Origin of the sequence: Dialister histaminiformans, from assembly GCF_900103425.1 — a bacterium.
GTDB classification, from domain to species: Bacteria; Bacillota; Negativicutes; order Veillonellales; family Dialisteraceae; genus Allisonella; species Allisonella histaminiformans.
Genome location: NZ_FMXA01000003.1, coordinates 85,505 through 106,173, shown reverse-complemented (window position 1 = coordinate 106,173; position 20,669 = coordinate 85,505). Strand labels below are relative to the sequence as shown.

The following is a 20,669-nucleotide window of genomic DNA, read 5'->3' as shown; positions in this document are numbered from 1 at the left end:
TGTATGCGTAGTTTGCTTCCAATGTTTGATGATTTCTTTATGGATGATGGTTGGGATTCTTTCTTTGATAATGCTCCGGCTATGAGGAATCGTATCAGTGTACCGAGAGTGGACATTGAAGATAAGAAAGATCATTACGAAGTGGTTGCTGATTTCCCGGGGTTTACCAAGGATCAGATTCATGTGTCGTATGAACATGGTGTGCTCACTCTGGAAGCCCACAAGGATAACAGCAAGGAAACTAATGACAAGGATAAGAACTTTATTCGTAAAGAAAGATATGCCAGCGATTTCCGTCGCCAGTTCGCAGTAAAGGGAATCAAGGAAAATGGGATTAAGGCTGCTCTCCATGATGGCGTACTGACCATTACCCTGCCGAAGGCTGAACCGGAAATTGATAAGGGACCGACACATATTGCCATTGAATAAGCGGAGTATGGCAGTGGATAACTGATAATCTGAAAAGCAAGTATACTGAAAAACAGGTGAACCAGGAATCACCTGTTTTTTTGTGCGCCATTAGTCAACCTCATATAAAATAAAAAGTTGACTAATGATATCTTACGGGGTATCCTTAATGCATCAGCATAAGATGAATAAGGTAATAAGGGTTATAAAAAGGAGGATACCAGAATGGAGTTATCCTGCAGACGCATTATAGAACTGGCAGGTAAGGTGATGGATGGACAGGAAATTACCAGAACAGAAGCGATGGAACTGATTCATACCTCAGATGCAGATACGATGGTCCTTCTGGCTATGGCGGATAAGATCCGGCAGAAATTTAAGGGGAATGGGATTGACTTCTGTGCCATTGTCAATGCACGAAGTGGCCATTGTCCGGAAAACTGCCGGTTCTGTGCACAGTCCGGTTTCTGGAATACCGGAGCCAGGGTATACCGCCTGCTTCCGGAAGAACAGATTATGGATATGGCCAGGAAGGCCAGAGATGCTGGTGCTGTTCGTTTTTCTCTTGTAACCAGTGGACGGAACCAGGATAATGCAGGAGAATTTGAAGAAATCATTCACGTGGTGAAAAGAATCCGCAATGAACTGCATATGGAAGTGTGCTGCTCTCTGGGGTTGATTACACGCGAGCAGGCCTTACGGCTTAAAGAGGCCGGTATCACACGGTTTCATTGCAACATAGAAACAGCGCCATCTTACTTTCCGTCTATCTGTTCAACCCATACTATGGAAGATAAGGAAAGGCTCATACGCAGAATACAGGATGTGGGGATACGTGTCTGCTCAGGAGGTATTCTGGGATTGGGAGAGACATTGGAGCAGCGGGTGGAAATGGCATTTAAGCTGAAAGAAATGCATATTGATTCTGTGCCGCTCAATATTCTGAATCCGGTCAGGGGGACGCCGTTTGCTCATAACCGACCGGTTCCTCCGCTGGAAATTCTCCGTGCATTTGCGGTCTTCCGTTTTGTTCTTCCACATGCATTAATCCGTACGGCCGGAGGGCGGGAGGTCAATCTGCGAAGTCTGCAGGCACTGGCTATGAGCGGCGGACTGGATGGCATTATGGTAGGCGGATATCTGACTACCGGCGGAAGAAATCCGGCACTGGATAAGCAGATGACGAGAGATCTGGGCCGGTGCGTTACTGGTTCGGAACGGGGAATCTGAATATTCATGATTGCATATTGTCACATGCGGTATATACAGGGAGTGACCTTTCCTGATGGAAAGGTTGCTTCCTTATTTTTTATGGATAAGCCGGAATGTATGGTATAAAATAAGGATACGTTTTTATCATGCAGGGAAAGTCCCTCAGGAGGAATTATGAGTTTCTGTAATGTTTGTCCCAGAAGCTGTAAGGTGGACAGAAAACAATCCATTCATGAAAAAGGACGGGCCGGGTATTGCCGCTCCGGTATGCTGCCCATAGTTTCACGGGCGGCCCTTCACCACTGGGAAGAGCCCTGTATCAGTGGAACCCGTGGAGCTGGTACAGTATTCTTTGCCGGGTGTAACCTGTCCTGTGTATATTGCCAGAATTATGAGATATCTGAATTGATGCATGGAGAGGAAATCAGTGTGGAAAGGCTCAGACAGATATACTTTGAACTGATTGCCCAGGGGGCCCATAATATTGATCTGGTGACGCCCACTCATTTTACCCATGCTATATTTCAAAGTCTGAGGGAGCCGCTTCCTGTGCCAGTGGTGTATAACTGCGGAGGGTATGAAAGTGTTCATACCGTGGCCTTTCTGCGTAAAAAGATACAGTGCTGGTTGCCGGATCTGAAATATTCCCTTCGGGAACCGGCAGCGCGGTACAGTGACGCGCCGGATTATTTTGAAAAGGCCACAGCGGCGATTGAGCAGATGTACCGGCAGACCGGACCTTATGAAATAGGAAGTGACGGCATACTGAAAAAAGGGGTGCTCATCCGGCATCTGATACTTCCGGGAAATCTGGAAAATACAAAGGGAGTGCTCAGGTATGTGGCGGAAACATTTGCGCCGGGGCAGGTATTGTTTTCTCTTATGCGGCAATATGTGCCGTGGGGACGGGCCGCTGAATTTCCTGAAATCAACCGCCGCCTCACAGAAGAGGAATATAATGAGGCGGAAGCCTGTATGGAAGAACTGGGAATCGTAGATGGATACACGCAGGAAGCTGACTCGTCCGATGCGGTGTATATTCCGGCCTTTAATGGGGCAGGGGTACGGGAACCATCCAAAGAGGAGTTCTGATGGTCCGGCAGGGGGACGTTTTTTCAGAATATGGGACCTATGGTATAATAAGATGTCATTATTGTTTTTCCGGGGATAATACCATATACCCGGGGTTAAAAAGGAATAAAAGGCATGAAGAATAAGGAAAATAAAATGTCAGTGCCTGCGTCAGTATGGGAGTCTATTGTCGGAAATGATGGCGAGGAATCTCACAACGAAGCAGTGCATGAGGATTCTGAAACCGCTGCTGCAAAAACGCAGGATGATACGCCGGATCAGGATGTAGCAGCACCGCAGGAACATACGCACCGCCTGAAAAAAAGCCTCAGAAGGGCTTCGGAAAAGGCGAAGGAACGAAAAGAAGAGAAAAAAGAACGTAAGTTCGAACGCCAGATGCAGGAAAAGCGGAATCAGAAGAAGCTGGCAAAGCAGCAAAAGTATGAAGAAGCCAGAAGGAAATATTATGAATCCCGCCGCCGGGGGAACAAAATCACACTCTGGATTGGTTATGTCATGATTGCTGTAACCGTGGTTATGCTGTTTATCTGGGCTGGACAATATTTCTATCAGATTCAGAAACCGGAAGCACATGGTACAGTGACTGTTGATATTCCAGCTAATGCCACCGGGGCGGAAATCGGGAATATGCTGGAAGAAAAGCATGTTATTTCCAATGCATTCGTATTCCGTACAGCCCTTGCGGTTAAGGGGGATAGCAAGAAACTGCAGGCTGGTCATTATAAGTTTGATCAGGGAATTACAGTTAAGGAAGCCATTATTGAGCTCCATAAGGGCGGTAATGACTTTGCTACGGTCACCATTCCGGAAGGCTATACGGTATCCCAGATTGCTGAAGCATTAAAAAAGGCAGATATAAAAGGGGCGGATGACTTTGCAGCGGAAGCTGCCTCCTATGGTCCGCTCACCTATATGTATGGTCCTGAACCCGCACAGGTAAAAGGAGAAGGGTTTTTGTTTGCGGATACCTATGATATCCCAAAAGACTATACGGCGAAACAGCTTTGTGATCTGATGTATGATCACACCGATAAGATGCTTTCGCCCGAGATAAGAAGAGAAGCTGCAGAAAAGAAAATGAGTCTGCATGATCTGATGACTATTGCCTCCATGGTTGAAAAGGAAGCTAAGTTCAGAGAAGATCAGGTGCCGATTGCTTCGGTTATTCTGAAACGGCTGGAAATCAATATGCCGCTGCAGATTGACGCAACTATCCAGTATGCCCTGGGAAAGCCGAAAGAACATTTGTCGATCGCTGATACGCGGATTAATTCCCCGTATAACACCTATCGTCGGACCGGACTGCCGCCAGGACCTATTGGGGCACCGGGGATGAATGCCATTAAGGCGGTTCTGGCTGCAAAACCTGGAGAATATCTTTATTATGTAGCAAAACCGGATGGACATCATATATTTACGCGGACTCTGGATGAACATGAGGTCGCTGTGGCTTCAGTTAAGGGGTAACAGGAGATGACGCATACAATACAGGCAGTTCTTGCTTCCCTGGAAGCCTATGCAGAAGAGCATAGTGTGCCGATTATCCGGAAATCGGAGCGAAAGGCACTGATTGAAGCGGCCAGAAAGGCATCACCGGCACGGATATTGGAAGTAGGGACAGCTATTGGCTATTCCTCTCTGCTCCTTCTCCATGAATTTCCGGAAGCGCATATTGATACCATTGAGGTGGATGAACAGCGCTACCGGATTGCTGAGGAAGCCGTGGAAAAGGCAGGAGTCAGTCATCGCTGGCATGGTCATCTGGGAGATGCGGCCAGGGTGATTCCCACTCTGGAGGGTCCGTATGATTTTGTATTTCTGGATGGCCCCAAAGGGCAGTATCTCCGGGAGCTAAAAATGCTGGAACCACTTCTGACAGCTCATGCTGTCATTGCAGCGGATAATGTGCTGTTCAGAGGACTGGTGATGGCAGAGGGACAGGTTCCTCATCGATACAGGACACTGGTTATGCGCCTGAGGGATTATATCCGCTATGTGAACTCAGCCTATGATACAATAATTGATGAAGAAGGGGATGGGCTGGCTGTTTCTGTTAAGCGTTAAAATAGCATAAATGATTCAGAAAGCAATCCACGCTGTGAAAGATGAGAAATCATTTCCTTCACAGCGATTTTTATGATTATATACAATATTGATGATTTCTCTGATTCAGGAGGATAAATGAAGAAAATCGAATTGCTGGCACCAGCCGGAAATATGGGAAAAATGAAGATGGCCATTCTGTATGGTGCAGATGCTGTATACTTGGCCGGAAAAGGGTTTGGTCTTCGCGCATATGGTGGAAATTTTGATAATGAAGAACTGGAAGAAGCTGTGAATTTTGCCCATGCAAGAGGTCGCAAGGTATATGTAACGGTTAATATTATTCCGAGAAATGATGATCTTCGCGGATTGGATGATTATCTCCGATTCCTGGAATCTATTCATGTGGATGCCGTATTAATATCTGATCTAGGGGTATTCCATCTGTGCAGGGAAGTGGCACCTGGCCTTCCTATCCATGTAAGTACACAGGCCAGCGCGGCTAATTGGCGTACGGTAAAGGCATGGAAGGATATGGGCGCGGAACGTGTGGTTATGGCCCGGGAAGTCTCTCTTAAAGAGCTGGCGGAAATTCACCGGAAGGTGGATGTGGATCTGGAAGTCTTTGGCCACGGGGCTATGTGCATTTCCTGGTCCGGTCGCTGCCTTCTGTCCAACTTTTTTACTAATGGTCGTAGACAGTCCAACAAAGGGGAATGTGTTCAGGTATGCCGGTTTAAATATTCCGTTGTGGAAGAAACACGTCCTGGACAGTACTGGCCGGTGGAAGAAGATGAACACGGAACCTACATTTTCAATAGCAAGGACCTGTGCATGATTGACCATGTAAAGGATCTGATTGAAGCCGGGGCAGCCAGCCTGAAAATTGAAGGACGCATGAAGAGTGTATATTACGTGGCCGCCGTGGTGGCAGCCTATCGAAAGGCTATTGATGCCTACTATGAACAGGGAGCAGACTATAAGCCGGACTGGAGATGGCGTGCGGAACTGGAAAAGGTATCCCATCGTCCATACACGACGGCATTCGCTTTCCAGAATCCGGACTATACAGCACAGGAATATGAAAAGTCCCAGCCGGTACAGTCCTATGATTTTGTAGGGCTTGTGCAGCCGGGACAGGGGGAATCAGGCCGCGTGACCGTGCAGCAGCGGAATCACTTTACCACCGGGGAAACACTGGAATGTCTGACTCCGGCGGGCGATGTGTTTAATATTACCGTGGGCAGACTGTTTAACCAGGAGGGAGAAGAGGTGGATAAGGCACCGCATCCGCTGGAAATTCTGACAATGGAAACGGAACAGACTCTTCCGGATTATACGATTCTGAGGAGGCCAAATCATAATGGATGATGAACAATTATATATAGAGGTACCTGCTTCTGCAGTGAATTATGTAAACCGGATTCTGGAAGGGTATGAATATCTGGGAATCCTTACAACCATTAATGCCAAAAGGGCTACCTGTGTGGTGCATACGACAAAGGATACCCGGCCGCTTGCCATAGAAGTTCTGAAGAGTATTGATGACGTACCGGTGAAGATACTGAGAAACCGTGAGGAGGCAGAATAGACGGCAGGCAGTAAGGTTGCAGATATCAGATTAGAAACCTTGCATTTCTCAGATTACAGTTTTAAGGGCTGTGTGAACCATCTCATGTTCACACAGCCCTTAAATGTTGGGGTATTAATCTATATGCCACTTCGAGTCAGCACTTCTTCAGATTCTTAATTTTTTATCAGACGAAAGCCGGGATGAAACTGACAGATGAGAAGAACCATCCGAGGTGGTATACTAATAAGAAGTCAGATTTTGACTGGTGTTTAATCCGAGATTCATGTGTAAACCATTTATTACGAGGAGAGGCTCAGAATGAAATCTACAGGGTTAGTGACAGATTTTTATCAGATATCGATGACGTATGCGCTGTTTCGGCTGGGGCGGCATAAAAATCAGGTAGTCTTTGATCGGTTTTACCGGCAGAATCCTTTTGGCGGCGGATATACTGTAGTGGCAGGGCTCTCTCATCTGACAGAGTTTGTCAATAATTTTCGGTATGATGAAGAAGATATAGCTTATTTAAGAAGTCTTGGAATTTTCAGCGAAGAATTCCTGTCTTATCTGGCCGGGTTCCGCTTTCATGGGGATATTTATGCCGTTCCGGAAGGGACGGTTGTTTTCCCTGGAGAACTGTTGCTTCGTTTCCATGGAACTACAGCAGAAGCCATGCTGATGGAAACAGGACTTTCTATGATTATGAATCATGAAAGTCTCATAGCGACTAAAGCCAGGCGCATTCGTACGGTAGTGGGCAGTGATGCACTTATGGAATTTGGACTGCGCAGAGCGCAGGGGCAGTCGGCCGGACTCTGGGGAGCCCGCTCAGCCATGATTGGCGGGTTTAATGGGACCAGTAATGTGGAAGCTGGTCAGCGATTCCATATTCCTGTACTGGGGACCATGGCTCACAGCTGGGTAATGAGTTTTGACCATGAAATTGATGCTTTCCGTGAATATGTAAAATGTTATCATGAGAACCTGATTCTTCTGGCAGATACCTACAATGTGCTGGAAATAGGTGTACCGGACGCGATCACGGTTTTCCATGAGTTAAAGGCACAGGGAAAACTGCCAAAAGTATATGGTATCCGCATTGACAGCGGGGATCTGGCCTATCTGTCCAAAGAGGCAAAGCGAATGTTTACAGAGGCCGGATTGCCGGATGCCATCATCAGTGGATCCAATGATCTGGATGAATATCTGATTCAGTCACTGAAACACCAGGGCGCTACCATAACTTCCTGGGGTGTAGGAACCAAATGCATTACTGCAGATGGCTCTTCAGCTCTGGGTGGAGTCTTCAAGATGAGTGCAAGATGGGAAGATGGCAAAGTTCAGCCGGTAATGAAGATTTCTGAAGATGTGCATAAGATTACCAATCCGGGCATTAAGGAAGTATACCGCTTCTATCGGAAGGATAATGGAAAGATGATTACCGATCTGGTATGCCTTCAGGGAGAGGAAATCCGGGAAGATAGGGATGTGGTTTTCGTTACGGAGGCAGCTCCCTGGAGAAAGAAACACCTCCGGGCTGGATCGTTTACTGTAAGACCTCTTCTTAAGCCTCTGATTCAGAAGGGAAAGGCGGTAAAATTACCGGAGATTTCAGAAATCATTGATTATGCAAATCAGGAAATGGCTACGTTGTGGCCTGAATATACCCGGCTGGTCAATCCGGATATTATGGAAGTTAATCTGTCCTGCAGACTGCAGGAGCTCAAGAAGGAAATTATTGCCAGAGAACTGGCAGACAAACATCATCTTACCTGATAGTAGTCAGGGAGAGGGCTATGATATTTTTCCGTGAAAGGAGAATTTATGAAAAAGTGGTTATGTGCAGCAGCAACTGCAGGATTTTGTGCATTGAGTATGACTGGTGTCTTTGCGGATAATCTGGTGCTTCCACAGGGAGAAGTTTTGCCGCTTACTGATAAAGTGACCGTCTGGAACGGTCAAAGTTCTTTTCTGGGGACATACGTGTCTGAGTTTCTGGAATCAGACAATCTGGTAAAGACACTGGAGAAGGAGTTTACCAAAGCTGGCATATTTAACGAAAAGCACAAACAGAATGCAGAAGAGCTGGCGAAACTGACAGCTTCTCTTCTGAAGAATAGCCGTATGTATCAGGTTCGAAGTGAAGTAAACAATACCTTCTATACCGGATTTGTGGTTTCCATGCCTGTATCGGATAAGGATAAGGCAGCTCTGGAACGGCTGATTGATGAGAGTGTACTGAGTGAAAAAGGGGTACAGGATAGCAAAAAGCCTGTGCAGGATATTCTGGGGGAAGCATTGGGAAGAGCGCTGAATAAGGAAAATCAGGCAGTCAGTGTCAGCGATGTTTCTAAAGTCAGGGAAGGAAAATCTCAAAAGGGAATTGATTATAAGGAAGTACATGCTCACGTATTGATTAATCAGAGCGGCTTACTGCTTCCGGTTTATGCAGGCGGTTTTTCCTTAGAGAACAAGGAAGGTACAACCTATAATCTGATTCTCACGGATGAAACGGCAGGAAATTATTTTGAACCTATTCTGCAGGAAGCACTCAGGAGAGCCAGCCGATGAAACGCCTGATTGCAGGAATAGCTACACTGCTGATTGCAGGCAATGCAGTGGCTCTGGCTGAAGAACCTGCTACAGCGGGAGCAGAACTTCATATGCCTTATGAGGCAGCGGAAACCATAGATACGGTGAAGGATACGGTAAATCAGCAGATGCAGGCAAAGATAGCGTTGCAGAATTATTTTAAGCGTTCTGTAAAGCTGGCTGATGGGGTGATGCAGAAAGCTTCTTTTCCACGTCATGTTTCTTTTTATCCTGTGGGAAGGGCAGAGTCTTCTCAAGGAACACTGCTGATTTCCCAGAAGGGGAGGCAGACAGCAGCATTGGTCTTCATGATGGATTCACTGGCTGATGATCCGGTTCTGGGAGGATTCTTTGCTGCAGATACCATGCCGGAAGCTTCACAGAATATTCTTACGTTTTATGGTCGTATGCAGATGGCAGCCGGAGATATCATTAATGCCAGTCTGCTGCATGGAGTAGAGGCCGTAAGGGATGAGGATTTTCCACTGCCATATGATTTTGCCGCTGTGGATGTAAATCAGATTCACGGGCCAACCCTTCTGTCACAGAGACCAAGAATCTATGTGGCGGATATGCGCATGGTGGCATCGATTGACGGAATACTCTTTCCTCTGCACATACGTCAGTATCTGTTCCGTTCTCAGGCACATATTCATTTTATGACGGTAATCTGCCGGGATAGTGAATTTAAGCTGATCAAAGAAAAATCAGATGAACTGGTCAGGAAAATGGCACAGTAAAAACAGGGGTTGCGAAAGTAATTTCTTTCGCAACCCCTGTTTTTTTATGCCCTGTCAGCATGGGAAGCTGATTGGGAATGCATAGTGTCATAAAACATATGTATTATCCGGGCCCGGCTTTGGGATTCATTGAATTTCCATGGGCCTTTGCGTTCTTCCTGCGGATACAGGCTGATCTGCGCTCCTCCGATAAGGTGCTGTCGCTCCACTATGGTTTCCAGCGGCAGTTCCGGATTATTGTAAATATCCCACAGAATCATCATTGTGGTAGTACGGCCCATGCCAGCTTCACAGTGAAAATGAACCCATGCATCCGGCGGCAGGCTACGCATAAAGGAAATGAACTGACGTATGGTGGCTTCGGATGGGGTCGTATGGTCGGTTATGGGAAAGCGGACATAATGGAGCCCGGCCCGGGCGGCTAAGGCCTCCTCTGTACTGGCAGACTGTACAGTGATTTTTTCTGCATCGGCCGGTTCTTTCTCTTCATTCAGTGAATATACCGTGACCTGAGTGCCACAGGCGGATTGAATCCGTTCTTTTTCGTCCTGACAGACCGCTTCCGTTGTCTTATTCCGGTTGGCCCAGTTGCGGTTGCCATACCAGCTTACCGCATTTCCGTTAAAGAACCCGTGGGATTCCTGGCGGAGATCAATCAGGAAAACCGGGCCGCCTGAAGCCAGATATTTCAGATGGCGCGCAAGGGCGGGGATGGCCATACCGGAAGGCTGTGCGCTGCCGGATATACGGAGTCTGTCAAGTCCTTTGCGGGAAGGCAGGGGCAGCTTATGAGGCAGAGATAAATCAAAGGCGGATGCCGATGTCCGGAAATGGGAAGGGAAGGGGGAAGAAGCGGAAGCGTCCAGCCTCCACAGGCGTCCATTAAAGTACCCGGGGGCCGGAGGAATTTCCTGCTGGAGCGGTATGGGCGAATGCATTTCCGCCGCGCCGGAGCCGCAATATCCGGCAAGGGAAATACAGGAAGTCAGGAGAAGGGTGGTCATCCATTGTAGTTTCATTGATAAAAACCTCAGGAAATTAATAGTTGGAGCTATGATGCATATATCAGTTTCATTGTAGCACAGGAATTTGCCCGGGGTTCCATTATGCGGAGGATAAACGGAAAAGGCTATAGCATCCTTTCTCTTTTTAAACTAAAATAAAGGAAGCATTGTAATGACCGTGGAGGGAATTATGAATCGTATTCTGAAAAAAATAAGGACAGGCATTCTGGCAGCCGGATTTATCTCTGTTTCGGCGCTGGCCATGGCGCAGAATGTATTGTCTGTACCCGGACTGGGAACTATACCGCTTCCACATGATATGCACCTGGTGGATGGAAAAGGCAGTTCGGTGGAAAAAATGTTTATTGAGAACACGCAGCGTCCTGATTTTGGTGAATCCTCACAGGCTGCATTTATGGAAATAGTGGCGATTCCTCCGGGAATGGATCTGTTTGCTGAAAAGGGAACACATCCATTTAACCGGGCCCACCTGTATCAGCTGCAGATGAAGAAACCGCAGGGACAGTATACGGCGGGTGTATTTGTTGTGTCCGGCAATGGGAAAGAGCTGTTCCCGGATTCCCGGGTGCGTGCATTCTGGGATAAGGCATTCAGTGAGGGCAGTGACCGCCCTACGTCCTTATTTGGCCTTCCCAAGATTCAGCTGTCAGAGTATCAGAGTATATTCGATCGCTTTCTGGCATCGCGTAAGGGGAATAAGATGAAGATTAAGGTTATGTCCTTTGCACCCTGGCATGCTTATAAGAATGCGGATGGAACATATCGCTGGCAACAGGAGGCAAAGGCGGTGGTGACAGATTATCGGGGACTGTCTTTCCCGGTATGGATTTATTCTGCTTTTTTCAGAGAAGGTGATCAGTACTTTCTGATTTATCTGGAAGGAAGCCATATGGCAGGAGCAGAACTGGATGAGCCGTGGCTGGCTTCACTTTACCAGCTTAAGAGGGGGGACGGGGTATGAATGCGTGGAAAAAAAGATTACTGATTCTGCTGGGTGCAGTATGCCTTTCCATATCTTCTGTTCAGGCGGAAAGTTTTAAGGAAGATATGTCATCTGCACTTCCGAAGGAGTTTTCCTATACGGACATAGCCAGTGATTATTCCATTCAGTTTTTAGGGCAGCCTATGAAGTATCACATGGGACAGGTATCATTTGTTGATCCGAAGACAGAGAACTTTTCTTCCGGCTATCTTATTGCCGGCACCCTTCCGTCGCAGGTATCCGCTTATCTTCTGCCATATTTCAAATTGAATTTGAGCAGCAGTGAATGGACAGGCCTTTTATATATGAACAAACAGATTCTGAATGAAGATTCTCCCCTTATGCGTGAAATACGGAAAACCATGGGGTCCTGGGCAGAACGGGTTATTGGTACGGAAGGCCGGGCTAATTTGAAAATACATTTTACTGAAATGGAGCCGCTGAGAAAGGTGACACTGCAGAGTTTGCTGTATACGGCAGGCGGAAAGATTATTTTTGATTCCGATGGTCTGATTTATCCTATGTACAGCCGTATGTATTTTATGCGAAACGGGAATGATATTGATATGCTTATGCTGCTGACCCCGGATGAAGGAAAGCAGCCACTGGTTTTTGCCATTGATGATGCGGCCAAAGCCATGTATACAAAGAGGCTGGGCAGTCTGTAGAGGGCGCTGGCCATACGGGAAAGTCTGGTAAAAAAAGAATAGCCGGGAGCCGTGCTTTTTCATGGATATTCTTTTTTAATATGTGTTAATATAAAATTGTGTTAATATAAAATTGTCAGAATTTACTAATCTGGTGTGTTTTCGTATTCTCTTTAAGTCTTTCTTCGCATATAAGCGAAAGGAGTGTTCAATTTGGCATCAATCAGACGTCTTTATGTAAGGAAAAAAGAAGGATTCAGACAGGCAGAAACACGCCTGTGCAATGCGCTCAGAGAAGTTCTTGGGAATCGCATTGAAGGAGTGGCCATTTATCATCGATACGATGTAGAAGGTATCAATGATGCTGATTATGAACAGGCAAAAGTTACCGTGTTTTCAGAACCGCCGGTCGATGCGCTGACCGACAGCATGCCGGACGGCGATATGGTTCTGGCCGTAGAATTTTTACCAGGTCAGTATGATCAGAGGGCAGATTCAGCAGAACAGTGCCTGGCCATTCTCACAGGGAAGGATGGCATCCGCGTGCGCTGCGCACTGCATTATGTACTTACCGGGCATTTTGAAGACGAAGACAGGGCCAGAGTCCTGAAATTCCTGGTCAATCCGGTGGAATCCAGAGAAGCTTCCACGGCGCCGGCACAGACCCTCGATCTTCCGATAGAAGAACCGGGCGATGTTCCGGTCATTACCGGAGTTACCGGTATGGATGACCAGGGGCTTGACGAAGTTATCGCCCGCATGGGACTGGCGATGAGTCATGCCGATATGGTTATGGTGCGGGATTATTTCCGGGACGTGGAAAAAAGAGATCCTACCGAAACGGAAATCCGGGTGCTTGATACGTACTGGTCGGATCATTGCCGCCATACCACCTTTTCCACAGCACTGGAAGATATTACCTGTGAAGAAGGAAAATTTACAGAACCGGTGCGGAATGCGCTGAAAGATTACGAAACCACCCGAATCAGACTCTATGGGGAGAACACCGAACGTCCAGTTACCCTGATGGATATGGCTACGGCAGCGGTTAAAGCCCTTCGCCGTGAGGGAAAACTCACCGGAATGGATGAGTCCGAAGAAATCAATGCATGCACCATTAAGATTACTGTGGATACCGACCATGGGGATGAAGACTGGCTTCTTCTGTTTAAGAATGAAACACACAATCATCCAACGGAAATTGAACCGTTTGGCGGGGCCGCTACCTGCCTTGGCGGATGTATCCGTGATCCGCTCTCCGGACGTGCCTATGTATATCAGGCTATGCGCGTAACCGGATCCGGGGATCCAAGAACTCCGTTGTCTGAAACGCTGGAAGGCAAGCTTCCGCAGAAGAAGATTACAACGGAAGCAGCTGCAGGATACAGCTCCTATGGCAACCAGATTGGTCTGGCTACCGGGGAAGTAAGAGAATACTATCATCCAGGCTTTGTTGCCAAGCGCATGGAAATCGGTGCCGTTGTGGCAGCGGCTCCGGCCAGCCATGTGGTACGTGAACGGCCGGCACCGGGGGATGTGGTCATCCTGGTTGGCGGACGTACAGGTCGTGATGGTATGGGCGGTGCTACCGGCTCTTCCAAGGAACTGGATGTGGACTCTATCGAAACCTGCGGAGCTGAAGTACAGAAGGGTAATCCGATTACGGAAAGAAAGATTCAGTGCCTGTTCCGACGCGGAGAAGTAACCCGTCTGATCAAGCGGTCTAATGATTTTGGCGCCGGTGGTGTCTCTGTCGCTGTAGGCGAACTGACCGACGGGGTAGATATCAATTTGGACCGCGTACCTAAGAAATATGAAGGTCTGGGTGGTACTGAACTTGCAATTTCTGAATCCCAGGAACGTATGGCGGTGGTAGTACGCGCAGAAGATGCGGACCGTTTCATCGCTTATGCGGCAGAAGAAAATCTGGAAGCAACCATCATTGCCAGAGTAACTGAAAATCCGCGTCTGGTTATGAAGTGGAGAGGCCAGACCATAGTGGATATCAGCCGTGAATTCCTGAATACCAATGGGGCAAGACAGACACGGACAGCACATATCACAGCACCGGATGCCCATGGATATTTCCATGAAGATCCGGTTGAATCTGTACATGACCTCTGGGTTTCCCGTATGGGAGAATTGAATAATGCTTCAGAACAGGGGCTGGCCGAACGTTTTGACAGCACCATCGGCGCGGGTACCGTACTGATGCCGTTTGGCGGCAAATATCAGAAGACCCCGGCAGACGGCATGGTGGCTAAGATTCCGCTTCGTCATGGGGAAACCGATACAGCAAGCTTCATGGCACATGGATATGATCCGGACCTGGCTGTATGGAGTCCGTTCCATGGCGCGGCGTATGCGGTACTTCTGTCCGTAACTCGTCTGGTGTCCATGGGGGCTGACTGGAGAAAGGCTTATCTGACACTGCAGGAATATTTCGAAAAACTGACCGATGCATCCAGCTGGGGTAAACCGGCAGCTGCCCTCCTCGGCGCTTATTACATGCAGAAGGTCCTCGGACTGGGAGCTATCGGCGGCAAGGACTCCATGAGTGGTACATTTGAAAATCTTCATGTTCCACCCACACTGGTTTCCTTTGCCATTGCGCCTGGGAAGGCCTCCGAAGCAGTAAGTCAGGAATGGAAAGAAAGCGGAAGCACCCTGGTACTGTTTGGACAGCCTAAGGATGCCAATGATATGCCGGATATGGATATATTCAAGGCACATGCTGATTTCCTGTACAGAGAAGTACAGGCCGGGCATGTACGTTCCATGAAGGCGGTAGGACATGGCGGTCTGGCCGTTGCGGCGGCAGAAGCTGCGTTCGGCAACCGTATCGGCGCCGTATTCAATGAGGCGATTCCGAAGAGCAGATATTTTGGTAATTTCTATGGAGCCATTCTGGTAGAAACCGATGAAGCATCGGCACAGGAATGGGCTAAGCAGCCATGTGTACGCATTATTGGCGTAACCGGCGGAGAAGATATGAAGCTCTTTGGGGAAACCGTTTCTCTGGATGAACTGCTGAAAGCGTATGAAGCACCGCTGAATGATATATTCCCGATTCAGGCGGAAAGCAGCACCCGTGAAATTCCGGAAATCCCATACTTTACACCGGCGGTAAGAAGCTTTGCCAGAGTGCAGGCAGCAAGACCGAAGGTGTTCATTCCGGTAGTTCCGGGTAATAACTGCGAAGTGGACAGCGCCCGTGCTTTTGAAAGAGCCGGTGCCGACACCGATATCTTCATCGTACGCAACAGAGATCAGGCCGAACTGGCGGAATCAGTGGATGAAATGGTAAGACGCATTAATGAAGCGCAGATCGTTATGATTCCAGGGGGATTCTCAGCTGGTGATGAACCGGATGGATCCGGCAAGTTTATCGCCGCACTGTTCAGAAACCGCAAGCTGGAAGAAGCGATGGAAGCGCTGCTGCATAGAAGAGATGGTCTCGTACTTGGTATATGCAATGGATTCCAGGCTCTGATTAAGCTGGGACTGGTTCCGTACGGCGAATTCAAGCCGCTGACCGGAGACGCTCCGACGCTGACATTCAATACGATTGGCAGACATCTGTCCCGCTATGTGACAACCAAAGTGGTATCCGTTAAATCGCCGTGGCTGGCACTGACTAAGCCGGGAGACCTGCATAGCATTGCCATCAGCCATGGGGAAGGCCGGTTTATTGCCTCTCCTGAACAGATCAGAGCATGGGCGGCTAATGGACAGATAGCTACTCAGTATACGGATGAACTCGGTCATGCATCCTATGACAGCACATTTAATCCTAATGAATCCGTCTGGGCTGTGGAAGGCATTACCAGTCCGGATGGCAGAGTGCTGGGCAAGATGGGTCATTCGGAACGCCGGGGAGACAATATAGCCAAAAATATTTCCGGAGAAAAATATCAGCCGCTCTTTGCTGCAGGGGTAAGATATTTTACCGGTAAGTAGAATAAGGCAGAAGCGCCCGGCTTTCTGCCGGATGGAGAACAGATATGCTTAAGATGAAAGATTTTCTGTTGGTTGTTGTTGCAGGTTATGCTATTTACCAGATTGGCTGGGTAGATGGGTGGACCGGGATTAATATATTTCTGTTAATTTGTTCGCTGCTGGCTCTGGTTATGTCCGTTCTGGATTTTACCGGAAAGCTGAAAAAGGCCAGGGAGGAAGAGCAGCGTAAGGAAGAAGGAAAAGAACAGGATAAACAGCCATAACAGGAATTGAAAAGAGGCAGGAAGGCCGAAAGGCTTTCTGCCTCTTTTGTTTCTTCGGTATGGAAGAAAATGCAGGAAAGGAAAATATCAGGCGCCAGGACCTGCTCTTCTGGAGGTAGTTTCCTTGCAGGGGTGTTTTTATGTATGCTAAAATTATCTTGACTATAGCTAGCTATGTTAACGGAAATGACAGATAGGGGGCGACAGGCCATATGAATGCTGATTTAAAGGTGGTCAGGGCTATTAATGGCGTGGCAGGCAAGCACCGGACTATGGATCTGGCGCTGGATGCATTCACCCGGACGGGACATCTGACTTTTGTGCTTTATGGATTGTGGATGTGGTTTGGTCCGGGGAAGGCATGGGATAAAAGCCGGCGCAGAAGAAGTGCGATGATGGCGCTTTTTTCTGTGGGACTGGCTTCCTGTGTATCCATGCTGATTGGAAAAATCTGGAGCAGAAAGCGGCCCTTTGTAAGAGACTGGAAAATCTGGAATTTTACAGGACATAAGGCTAATGCCTCCTTTCCCAGTAACCATACAATGAACAGTTTTGTTATTGTCATGCAGTTGTACCGGGATAAGATGCCGGGAAGGCATATCATGGCGGTTATGGCTTCACTGCTTGCGTTTTCACGTATGTTTGCAGGACTCCATTACCCGACGGATCTTCTTGGGGGAATCGGTATTGCAGGATTGGTGAACGCGGCGGTAAACCGTAGTTTTGTGGCAAGAGGGATTGCGCATGTTACCGTATGGATTTCTCTGCTGCTGGATAAAATCGTTGCCATAATCAGAAAAGCGCGGTGATTCTTATGAAAAGTGCAAAAGAGGAAAAGGGAAAGAAGATATCCATCCTTTATATTCTGAGGATACTGAAGGAATTTTCGGATGAAAAGCATCCTCTTTCGCAGAAGCAGATTATAGAGCTTCTGGATAGTAAGTACGGACAGGCTATTAACCGGAAATCTGTAAAAAGAGATCTGGAGAAACTGAAGGATGCAGGATTTCCTATTACCTCCAGAGAAGTTTCCCGGGAGGTAAAGGGACGCAATAACGCGCTCACTCTGGACTGGCAGTGGAACCATCTGCTCAGCGAAGAAGAAGAGACCCTGCTTCTGGACACACTGTACTTTTCCCATATGAAGCAGAGTATGGTGAAAAACCTGGCCGAAAAGGTTAAGCGGATTGGCAGTTCCCAGTTCAGTGATGACCGTACCTGTATCCGTAACCTGCCCTTCGGCGATCCGGCCATACGGCGCAACGATATGAAGGATATACTGTCGGTACTTACAGAAGCCATAAAAGGGAAAAAGAAAATACAGTTTCAGTACATGCATTATGAGGTGGATTTAAAACCTCATGCCAATACGGATAAGGACGGGAAAATCATTCAGTATACCGCCAGTCCGTATATTATCTTTTCCGGCGATGAACGGTACAGCCTGCTGTGTTTTGTGGAAGGGCATAAAGAAGCGGAAGTGCTGCGCATAGAACTGATGGAAGGAATCATCATTACGGACCAGCCGGCGGTTCCCATGAAATCGGTCCCTGATGCGGAAAAGTACCGGATGATGAAGTATGTGAAACCGGTTGCCCCATCAAAAGTCCACACCGCGGAAGTGTGCCGGTTCAGGGTAGACAATACACTGATTACCGAACTGCTGGAGCAGTTTGGTAAAGGGGTGACAATCTGTTCAGCCCTGCCTACGGAAGTGGAAGTGGAGGTAAACGCGCCGGCGGATTATGTGGAATGCTGGGCATTATGCCATGCGCCGCATGTCCGGGTAACCGCGCCGGAGTCACTGGTTAAGCGCATACGGGATAAGCTGTCCTCTTTGCAGAGGATGTATCAACGATGAGTATGCTGATGATGGGTCTTAAGGGCATCGGGGCGGTTCTGCTGTTTGTACTTCTGTGTCCCATTCTGTATACGGTCCGGCTGAATGACAGGAAACTTGCCGTGACGGTACGTCTGTTTTTGTGCGTGCCGCTGCGCAGGGAATTTGATTTTTCCGGTGAATCTGAAGAGGCGCAGGAAGAAATGGCTCCTCCGCCTGAAGTGGAAAAGAGCAAAATGGATGATGTAGTGACGGAATCATCGCCGTCTCCGGAAGAGACAGTGGAGAATCCGTCGGCGGAAACAGAGATAATGGAAGAGATGAAACCGGACGTTTCGGAGGATATGCCTCCAGACGGGGATAACGGGCCTTCTGTCTGGCAGCAGATAGAATTTGCCTGGACTCATGGATTTATGCGCCGCACATTCCAGGATGTGAAACGGATTCTGGCTCACAGTTGGCCCGGATATTTTTATATAACCGGACGGTTTGGTACCGGAGATCCTATGCAGACGGGGATTATCGCAGGCGTTGCTGATGCGGTGATGTACCGGGAAACACGGTATATAGAATATGATTTTACAGAAAAGGTAAATACGCTGGAAGGGCGATGTGGAGGATTTATTAATCCGCTGGTCATTCTCTGGATTGCGGTTCGGTGGATGATGTGCGGTGAAACACGTGCGTTCTGGCATTTCAGGGAGGGAATAAATCATGGATGATGCTATCAGAGCAAAGATTTTTGAGGATTTTAAACATATGATTACTACGGAATCGGTAGTGGGACAGCCTATTTATCTGGGGGATGCCACCATTGTTCCGTTTGTGGACATAAGCTTTGGCTTTGGTAGCGGACACTGCAGCAACGGCACCCGGGAAGGCGGTGCTGGCGGTGGAAAGATGACCCCTACGGCTGTGCTTATAATGAAAGGGGAACGGATTGAACTGTTTTCCATTAAGAATGCGACGGCCAATAATACGATAGATAAGGTTATCAATATGGTGCCGGAAGTCATTGCCCATTTCCGCCGTCATCATGAGAAAGATGAAGAAAAGACAGCTGGGAATGATACAGCGGCAACCGTTCAGGCGGCGGAAGAAACTGTGCAGAAGACCGTAAGAGAAGAATCCGGCACCGAAGAAAAGGATTAACCGCATACTGATAAAATATGATATAATACAGGATATAAACTATACCATGAAAGGATACTTTTATGGATAGCGTATTGTTGACTGAACAAAGAAACCTACATCCCTGAAGATGTTTGTAATGGAGGATTTAATTATGAGACTCAATAAAAAAATTACAGCAGTTATGGCAGCAGCTATGATGGCAGCATCTGCATTCAGCGTTTCTGCAGCAGGCATTGGCTATGTTCACACTAACGCTCTTCTTCAGGCACATCCGAAGATGGAAAAGGCACAGCTGGACATGAAGCAGGCAGCACAGAAAGCTCAGCAGCAGTTCCAGAAGCAGTCTGCAGGCAAGTCTGATGCAGAAAAGCAGCAGTTGGCAAACAACCTGCAGCGTGAACTGGCTCAGAAAGAAAGAGATGAAATGACTCCGATTATGTCTGACATCATGAAGGCCATTCAGCAGGTTCGCAAGGAAAAGAATCTGGACGTAGTACTTGAATCCGGCGCAGTTGTTGACGGCGGTGTTGATGTTACTTCTGATGTGGCAGCTAAGCTTGGCAAATAAGTAGCGCTGTACTCAGCAGGGAGGCTGTGAAGAATGATTTTTCATTTTTCACAGCCTTTTATTTTTTAGATATGCGGTTATGCAGAAGCCGCAGGGAAAAGAACCGGGAAAGGATATATATGCGGGACACATCATTGGTTTATCCGGTGGACAGCCGGGGGAGAGTACTTCTGGGCCGTAAAAAACGGGGAATGGGATTTGGAAAATGGAATGGTTTCGGAGGAAAGATTGAAAAAGGAGAAACCATGCGTCAGTGTGCGGTAAGGGAACTGAGAGAAGAATGCGGACTGATTGCCAGGACGCAGGATCTGGAACTGGCGGCAGAGCTGTATTTTCAGAATACAGAGGATCCGGAGTGGTCACATGCGGGAATAGTTTATCTGGTGCGGATATGGAGCGGAGCTCCTGCTGTATCCGATGAAATGGAGCCGCGTTGGTTTTCTCCTGACGCTCTGCCTTTTGACAGAATGTGGCAGGCGGACTGTCAGTGGCTTCCCCTGATTCTGAAGGGAAAGAAAATCCGGGGAGTCATTCATTTTGCGGAAGATGGAGATACCGTAACCGGTTATGAATTTTCAGAAATGAAGTGA

21 protein-coding genes are annotated in these 20,669 nt (G+C 47.9%); 20 read left to right on the top strand and 1 reads right to left on the bottom strand.

Annotated elements, in window-relative coordinates:
* Window positions 1–3 precede the first annotated feature (3 nt).
* The 10 genes from BLQ79_RS00570 (at window position 4) to BLQ79_RS00525 (ending at window position 9,660) form a co-directional block, all read left to right on the top strand.
* On the top strand, window positions 4–429 hold the full coding sequence (locus BLQ79_RS00570; RefSeq protein ID WP_091362729.1) for an Hsp20/alpha crystallin family protein: 426 nt from the start codon (window positions 4–6) through the stop codon (window positions 427–429).
* 204 nt (window positions 430–633) lie between these two features.
* Entirely contained in the window at window positions 634–1,638 is a 1,005-nt protein-coding gene (gene bioB / locus BLQ79_RS00565; protein ID WP_091362727.1) for a biotin synthase BioB, read from the top strand.
* A gap of 156 nt (window positions 1,639–1,794) precedes the next feature.
* Window positions 1,795–2,712 carry a 4Fe-4S cluster-binding domain-containing protein gene (locus BLQ79_RS00560; RefSeq protein WP_091362725.1) on the top strand — a complete coding sequence of 306 codons (918 nt, stop codon included), beginning with the start codon at window positions 1,795–1,797 and terminating at the stop codon, window positions 2,710–2,712.
* A 114-nt stretch (window positions 2,713–2,826) separates the two neighbouring features.
* Window positions 2,827–4,179 (top strand): endolytic transglycosylase MltG, encoded by a 1,353-nt coding sequence (mltG, locus tag BLQ79_RS00555; protein ID WP_234944876.1) that lies wholly within the window; start codon window positions 2,827–2,829, stop codon window positions 4,177–4,179.
* Window positions 4,180–4,185: 6 nt separating this feature from the next.
* A complete protein-coding gene (locus BLQ79_RS00550) occupies window positions 4,186–4,776 on the top strand; it encodes an O-methyltransferase (RefSeq protein WP_091362723.1) in 591 nt (196 codons plus the stop codon).
* Between the two features lie 117 nt (window positions 4,777–4,893).
* Window positions 4,894–6,126: a peptidase U32 family protein gene (locus BLQ79_RS00545; RefSeq protein ID WP_091362721.1), complete on the top strand. Its 1,233-nt coding sequence runs from the start codon at window positions 4,894–4,896 to the stop codon at window positions 6,124–6,126.
* Window positions 6,119–6,346, top strand: coding sequence for a DUF4911 domain-containing protein (locus BLQ79_RS00540; RefSeq protein ID WP_091362718.1), 228 nt, complete (start codon window positions 6,119–6,121; stop codon window positions 6,344–6,346). Before BLQ79_RS00545 ends, BLQ79_RS00540 begins: the two co-directional genes overlap by 8 nt.
* A gap of 300 nt (window positions 6,347–6,646) precedes the next feature.
* Window positions 6,647–8,104, top strand: coding sequence for a nicotinate phosphoribosyltransferase (locus tag BLQ79_RS00535; RefSeq protein ID WP_091362716.1), 1,458 nt, complete (start codon window positions 6,647–6,649; stop codon window positions 8,102–8,104).
* 48 nt (window positions 8,105–8,152) lie between these two features.
* The gene (locus BLQ79_RS00530) at window positions 8,153–8,899 is read left to right on the top strand and encodes a hypothetical protein (RefSeq protein ID WP_091362714.1); all 747 of its coding nucleotides are present in this window, start codon (window positions 8,153–8,155) and stop codon (window positions 8,897–8,899) included.
* On the top strand, window positions 8,896–9,660 hold the full coding sequence (locus tag BLQ79_RS00525) for a hypothetical protein (RefSeq protein ID WP_091362712.1): 765 nt from the start codon (window positions 8,896–8,898) through the stop codon (window positions 9,658–9,660). Before BLQ79_RS00530 ends, BLQ79_RS00525 begins: the two co-directional genes overlap by 4 nt.
* 44 nt (window positions 9,661–9,704) lie before the next feature.
* On the opposite strand, the gene BLQ79_RS00520 is transcribed toward BLQ79_RS00525, so the two are convergent.
* Window positions 9,705–10,679 carry a phosphatase domain-containing putative toxin gene (locus tag BLQ79_RS00520; protein WP_091362711.1) on the bottom strand — a complete coding sequence of 325 codons (975 nt, stop codon included), beginning with the start codon at window positions 10,677–10,679 and terminating at the stop codon, window positions 9,705–9,707.
* Window positions 10,680–10,854: 175 nt separating this feature from the next.
* Here BLQ79_RS00520 and BLQ79_RS00515 point away from each other — a divergent pair, with 175 nt between their 5' ends.
* From BLQ79_RS00515 to BLQ79_RS00470, 10 genes are all read left to right on the top strand, one after another.
* Window positions 10,855–11,646 carry a hypothetical protein gene (locus BLQ79_RS00515; RefSeq protein WP_143270035.1) on the top strand — a complete coding sequence of 264 codons (792 nt, stop codon included), beginning with the start codon at window positions 10,855–10,857 and terminating at the stop codon, window positions 11,644–11,646.
* Window positions 11,643–12,335: a hypothetical protein gene (locus BLQ79_RS00510; protein WP_091362705.1), complete on the top strand. Its 693-nt coding sequence runs from the start codon at window positions 11,643–11,645 to the stop codon at window positions 12,333–12,335. Before BLQ79_RS00515 ends, BLQ79_RS00510 begins: the two co-directional genes overlap by 4 nt.
* A gap of 192 nt (window positions 12,336–12,527) precedes the next feature.
* The gene (locus tag BLQ79_RS00505; protein WP_091362703.1) at window positions 12,528–16,274 is read left to right on the top strand and encodes a phosphoribosylformylglycinamidine synthase; all 3,747 of its coding nucleotides are present in this window, start codon (window positions 12,528–12,530) and stop codon (window positions 16,272–16,274) included.
* 44 nt (window positions 16,275–16,318) lie between these two features.
* Window positions 16,319–16,537, top strand: coding sequence for a hypothetical protein (locus BLQ79_RS00500; protein WP_091362701.1), 219 nt, complete (start codon window positions 16,319–16,321; stop codon window positions 16,535–16,537).
* Window positions 16,538–16,749: 212 nt separating this feature from the next.
* Entirely contained in the window at window positions 16,750–17,346 is a 597-nt protein-coding gene (locus tag BLQ79_RS00495) for a phosphatase PAP2 family protein (protein ID WP_091362698.1), read from the top strand.
* Window positions 17,347–17,351: 5 nt separating this feature from the next.
* Window positions 17,352–18,398, top strand: coding sequence for a helix-turn-helix transcriptional regulator (locus BLQ79_RS00490; RefSeq protein ID WP_143270034.1), 1,047 nt, complete (start codon window positions 17,352–17,354; stop codon window positions 18,396–18,398).
* Window positions 18,395–19,099, top strand: coding sequence for a hypothetical protein (locus tag BLQ79_RS00485; protein WP_091362693.1), 705 nt, complete (start codon window positions 18,395–18,397; stop codon window positions 19,097–19,099). The genes BLQ79_RS00490 and BLQ79_RS00485 overlap by 4 nt, the downstream gene beginning before the upstream one ends.
* Window positions 19,092–19,529, top strand: coding sequence for a GerW family sporulation protein (locus tag BLQ79_RS00480; protein ID WP_091362691.1), 438 nt, complete (start codon window positions 19,092–19,094; stop codon window positions 19,527–19,529). Before BLQ79_RS00485 ends, BLQ79_RS00480 begins: the two co-directional genes overlap by 8 nt.
* 133 nt (window positions 19,530–19,662) lie before the next feature.
* Window positions 19,663–20,079, top strand: coding sequence for an OmpH family outer membrane protein (locus tag BLQ79_RS00475; protein WP_091362689.1), 417 nt, complete (start codon window positions 19,663–19,665; stop codon window positions 20,077–20,079).
* A gap of 119 nt (window positions 20,080–20,198) precedes the next feature.
* Window positions 20,199–20,669: an 8-oxo-dGTP diphosphatase gene (locus BLQ79_RS00470; RefSeq protein ID WP_091362985.1), complete on the top strand. Its 471-nt coding sequence runs from the start codon at window positions 20,199–20,201 to the stop codon at window positions 20,667–20,669.

Excerpts from the sequence above, each read along its gene's own strand:
- BLQ79_RS00560 (WP_091362725.1), top strand. The coding sequence starts at position 1,795 with ATGAGTTTCTGTAATGTTTGTCCCAGAAGCTGTAAGGTGGACAGAAAA.
- mltG (WP_234944876.1), top strand. The coding sequence starts at position 2,827 with ATGAAGAATAAGGAAAATAAAATGTCAGTGCCTGCGTCAGTATGGGAG.
- BLQ79_RS00535 (WP_091362716.1), top strand. The coding sequence starts at position 6,647 with ATGAAATCTACAGGGTTAGTGACAGATTTTTATCAGATATCGATGACG.
- BLQ79_RS00475 (WP_091362689.1), top strand. The coding sequence starts at position 19,663 with ATGAGACTCAATAAAAAAATTACAGCAGTTATGGCAGCAGCTATGATG.
- BLQ79_RS00485 (WP_091362693.1), top strand. The coding sequence starts at position 18,395 with ATGAGTATGCTGATGATGGGTCTTAAGGGCATCGGGGCGGTTCTGCTG.
- BLQ79_RS00550 (WP_091362723.1), top strand. The coding sequence starts at position 4,186 with ATGACGCATACAATACAGGCAGTTCTTGCTTCCCTGGAAGCCTATGCA.
- BLQ79_RS00515 (WP_143270035.1), top strand. The coding sequence starts at position 10,855 with ATGAATCGTATTCTGAAAAAAATAAGGACAGGCATTCTGGCAGCCGGA.
- BLQ79_RS00530 (WP_091362714.1), top strand. The coding sequence starts at position 8,153 with ATGAAAAAGTGGTTATGTGCAGCAGCAACTGCAGGATTTTGTGCATTG.
- BLQ79_RS00570 (WP_091362729.1), top strand. The coding sequence starts at position 4 with ATGCGTAGTTTGCTTCCAATGTTTGATGATTTCTTTATGGATGATGGT.
- BLQ79_RS00520 (WP_091362711.1), bottom strand. The coding sequence starts at position 10,679 with ATGAAACTACAATGGATGACCACCCTTCTCCTGACTTCCTGTATTTCC.
- bioB (WP_091362727.1), top strand. The coding sequence starts at position 634 with ATGGAGTTATCCTGCAGACGCATTATAGAACTGGCAGGTAAGGTGATG.
- BLQ79_RS00495 (WP_091362698.1), top strand. The coding sequence starts at position 16,750 with ATGAATGCTGATTTAAAGGTGGTCAGGGCTATTAATGGCGTGGCAGGC.
- BLQ79_RS00510 (WP_091362705.1), top strand. The coding sequence starts at position 11,643 with ATGAATGCGTGGAAAAAAAGATTACTGATTCTGCTGGGTGCAGTATGC.
- BLQ79_RS00545 (WP_091362721.1), top strand. The coding sequence starts at position 4,894 with ATGAAGAAAATCGAATTGCTGGCACCAGCCGGAAATATGGGAAAAATG.
- BLQ79_RS00480 (WP_091362691.1), top strand. The coding sequence starts at position 19,092 with ATGGATGATGCTATCAGAGCAAAGATTTTTGAGGATTTTAAACATATG.
- BLQ79_RS00500 (WP_091362701.1), top strand. The coding sequence starts at position 16,319 with ATGCTTAAGATGAAAGATTTTCTGTTGGTTGTTGTTGCAGGTTATGCT.
- BLQ79_RS00525 (WP_091362712.1), top strand. The coding sequence starts at position 8,896 with ATGAAACGCCTGATTGCAGGAATAGCTACACTGCTGATTGCAGGCAAT.
- BLQ79_RS00540 (WP_091362718.1), top strand. The coding sequence starts at position 6,119 with ATGGATGATGAACAATTATATATAGAGGTACCTGCTTCTGCAGTGAAT.
- BLQ79_RS00470 (WP_091362985.1), top strand. The coding sequence starts at position 20,199 with ATGCGGGACACATCATTGGTTTATCCGGTGGACAGCCGGGGGAGAGTA.
- BLQ79_RS00490 (WP_143270034.1), top strand. The coding sequence starts at position 17,352 with ATGAAAAGTGCAAAAGAGGAAAAGGGAAAGAAGATATCCATCCTTTAT.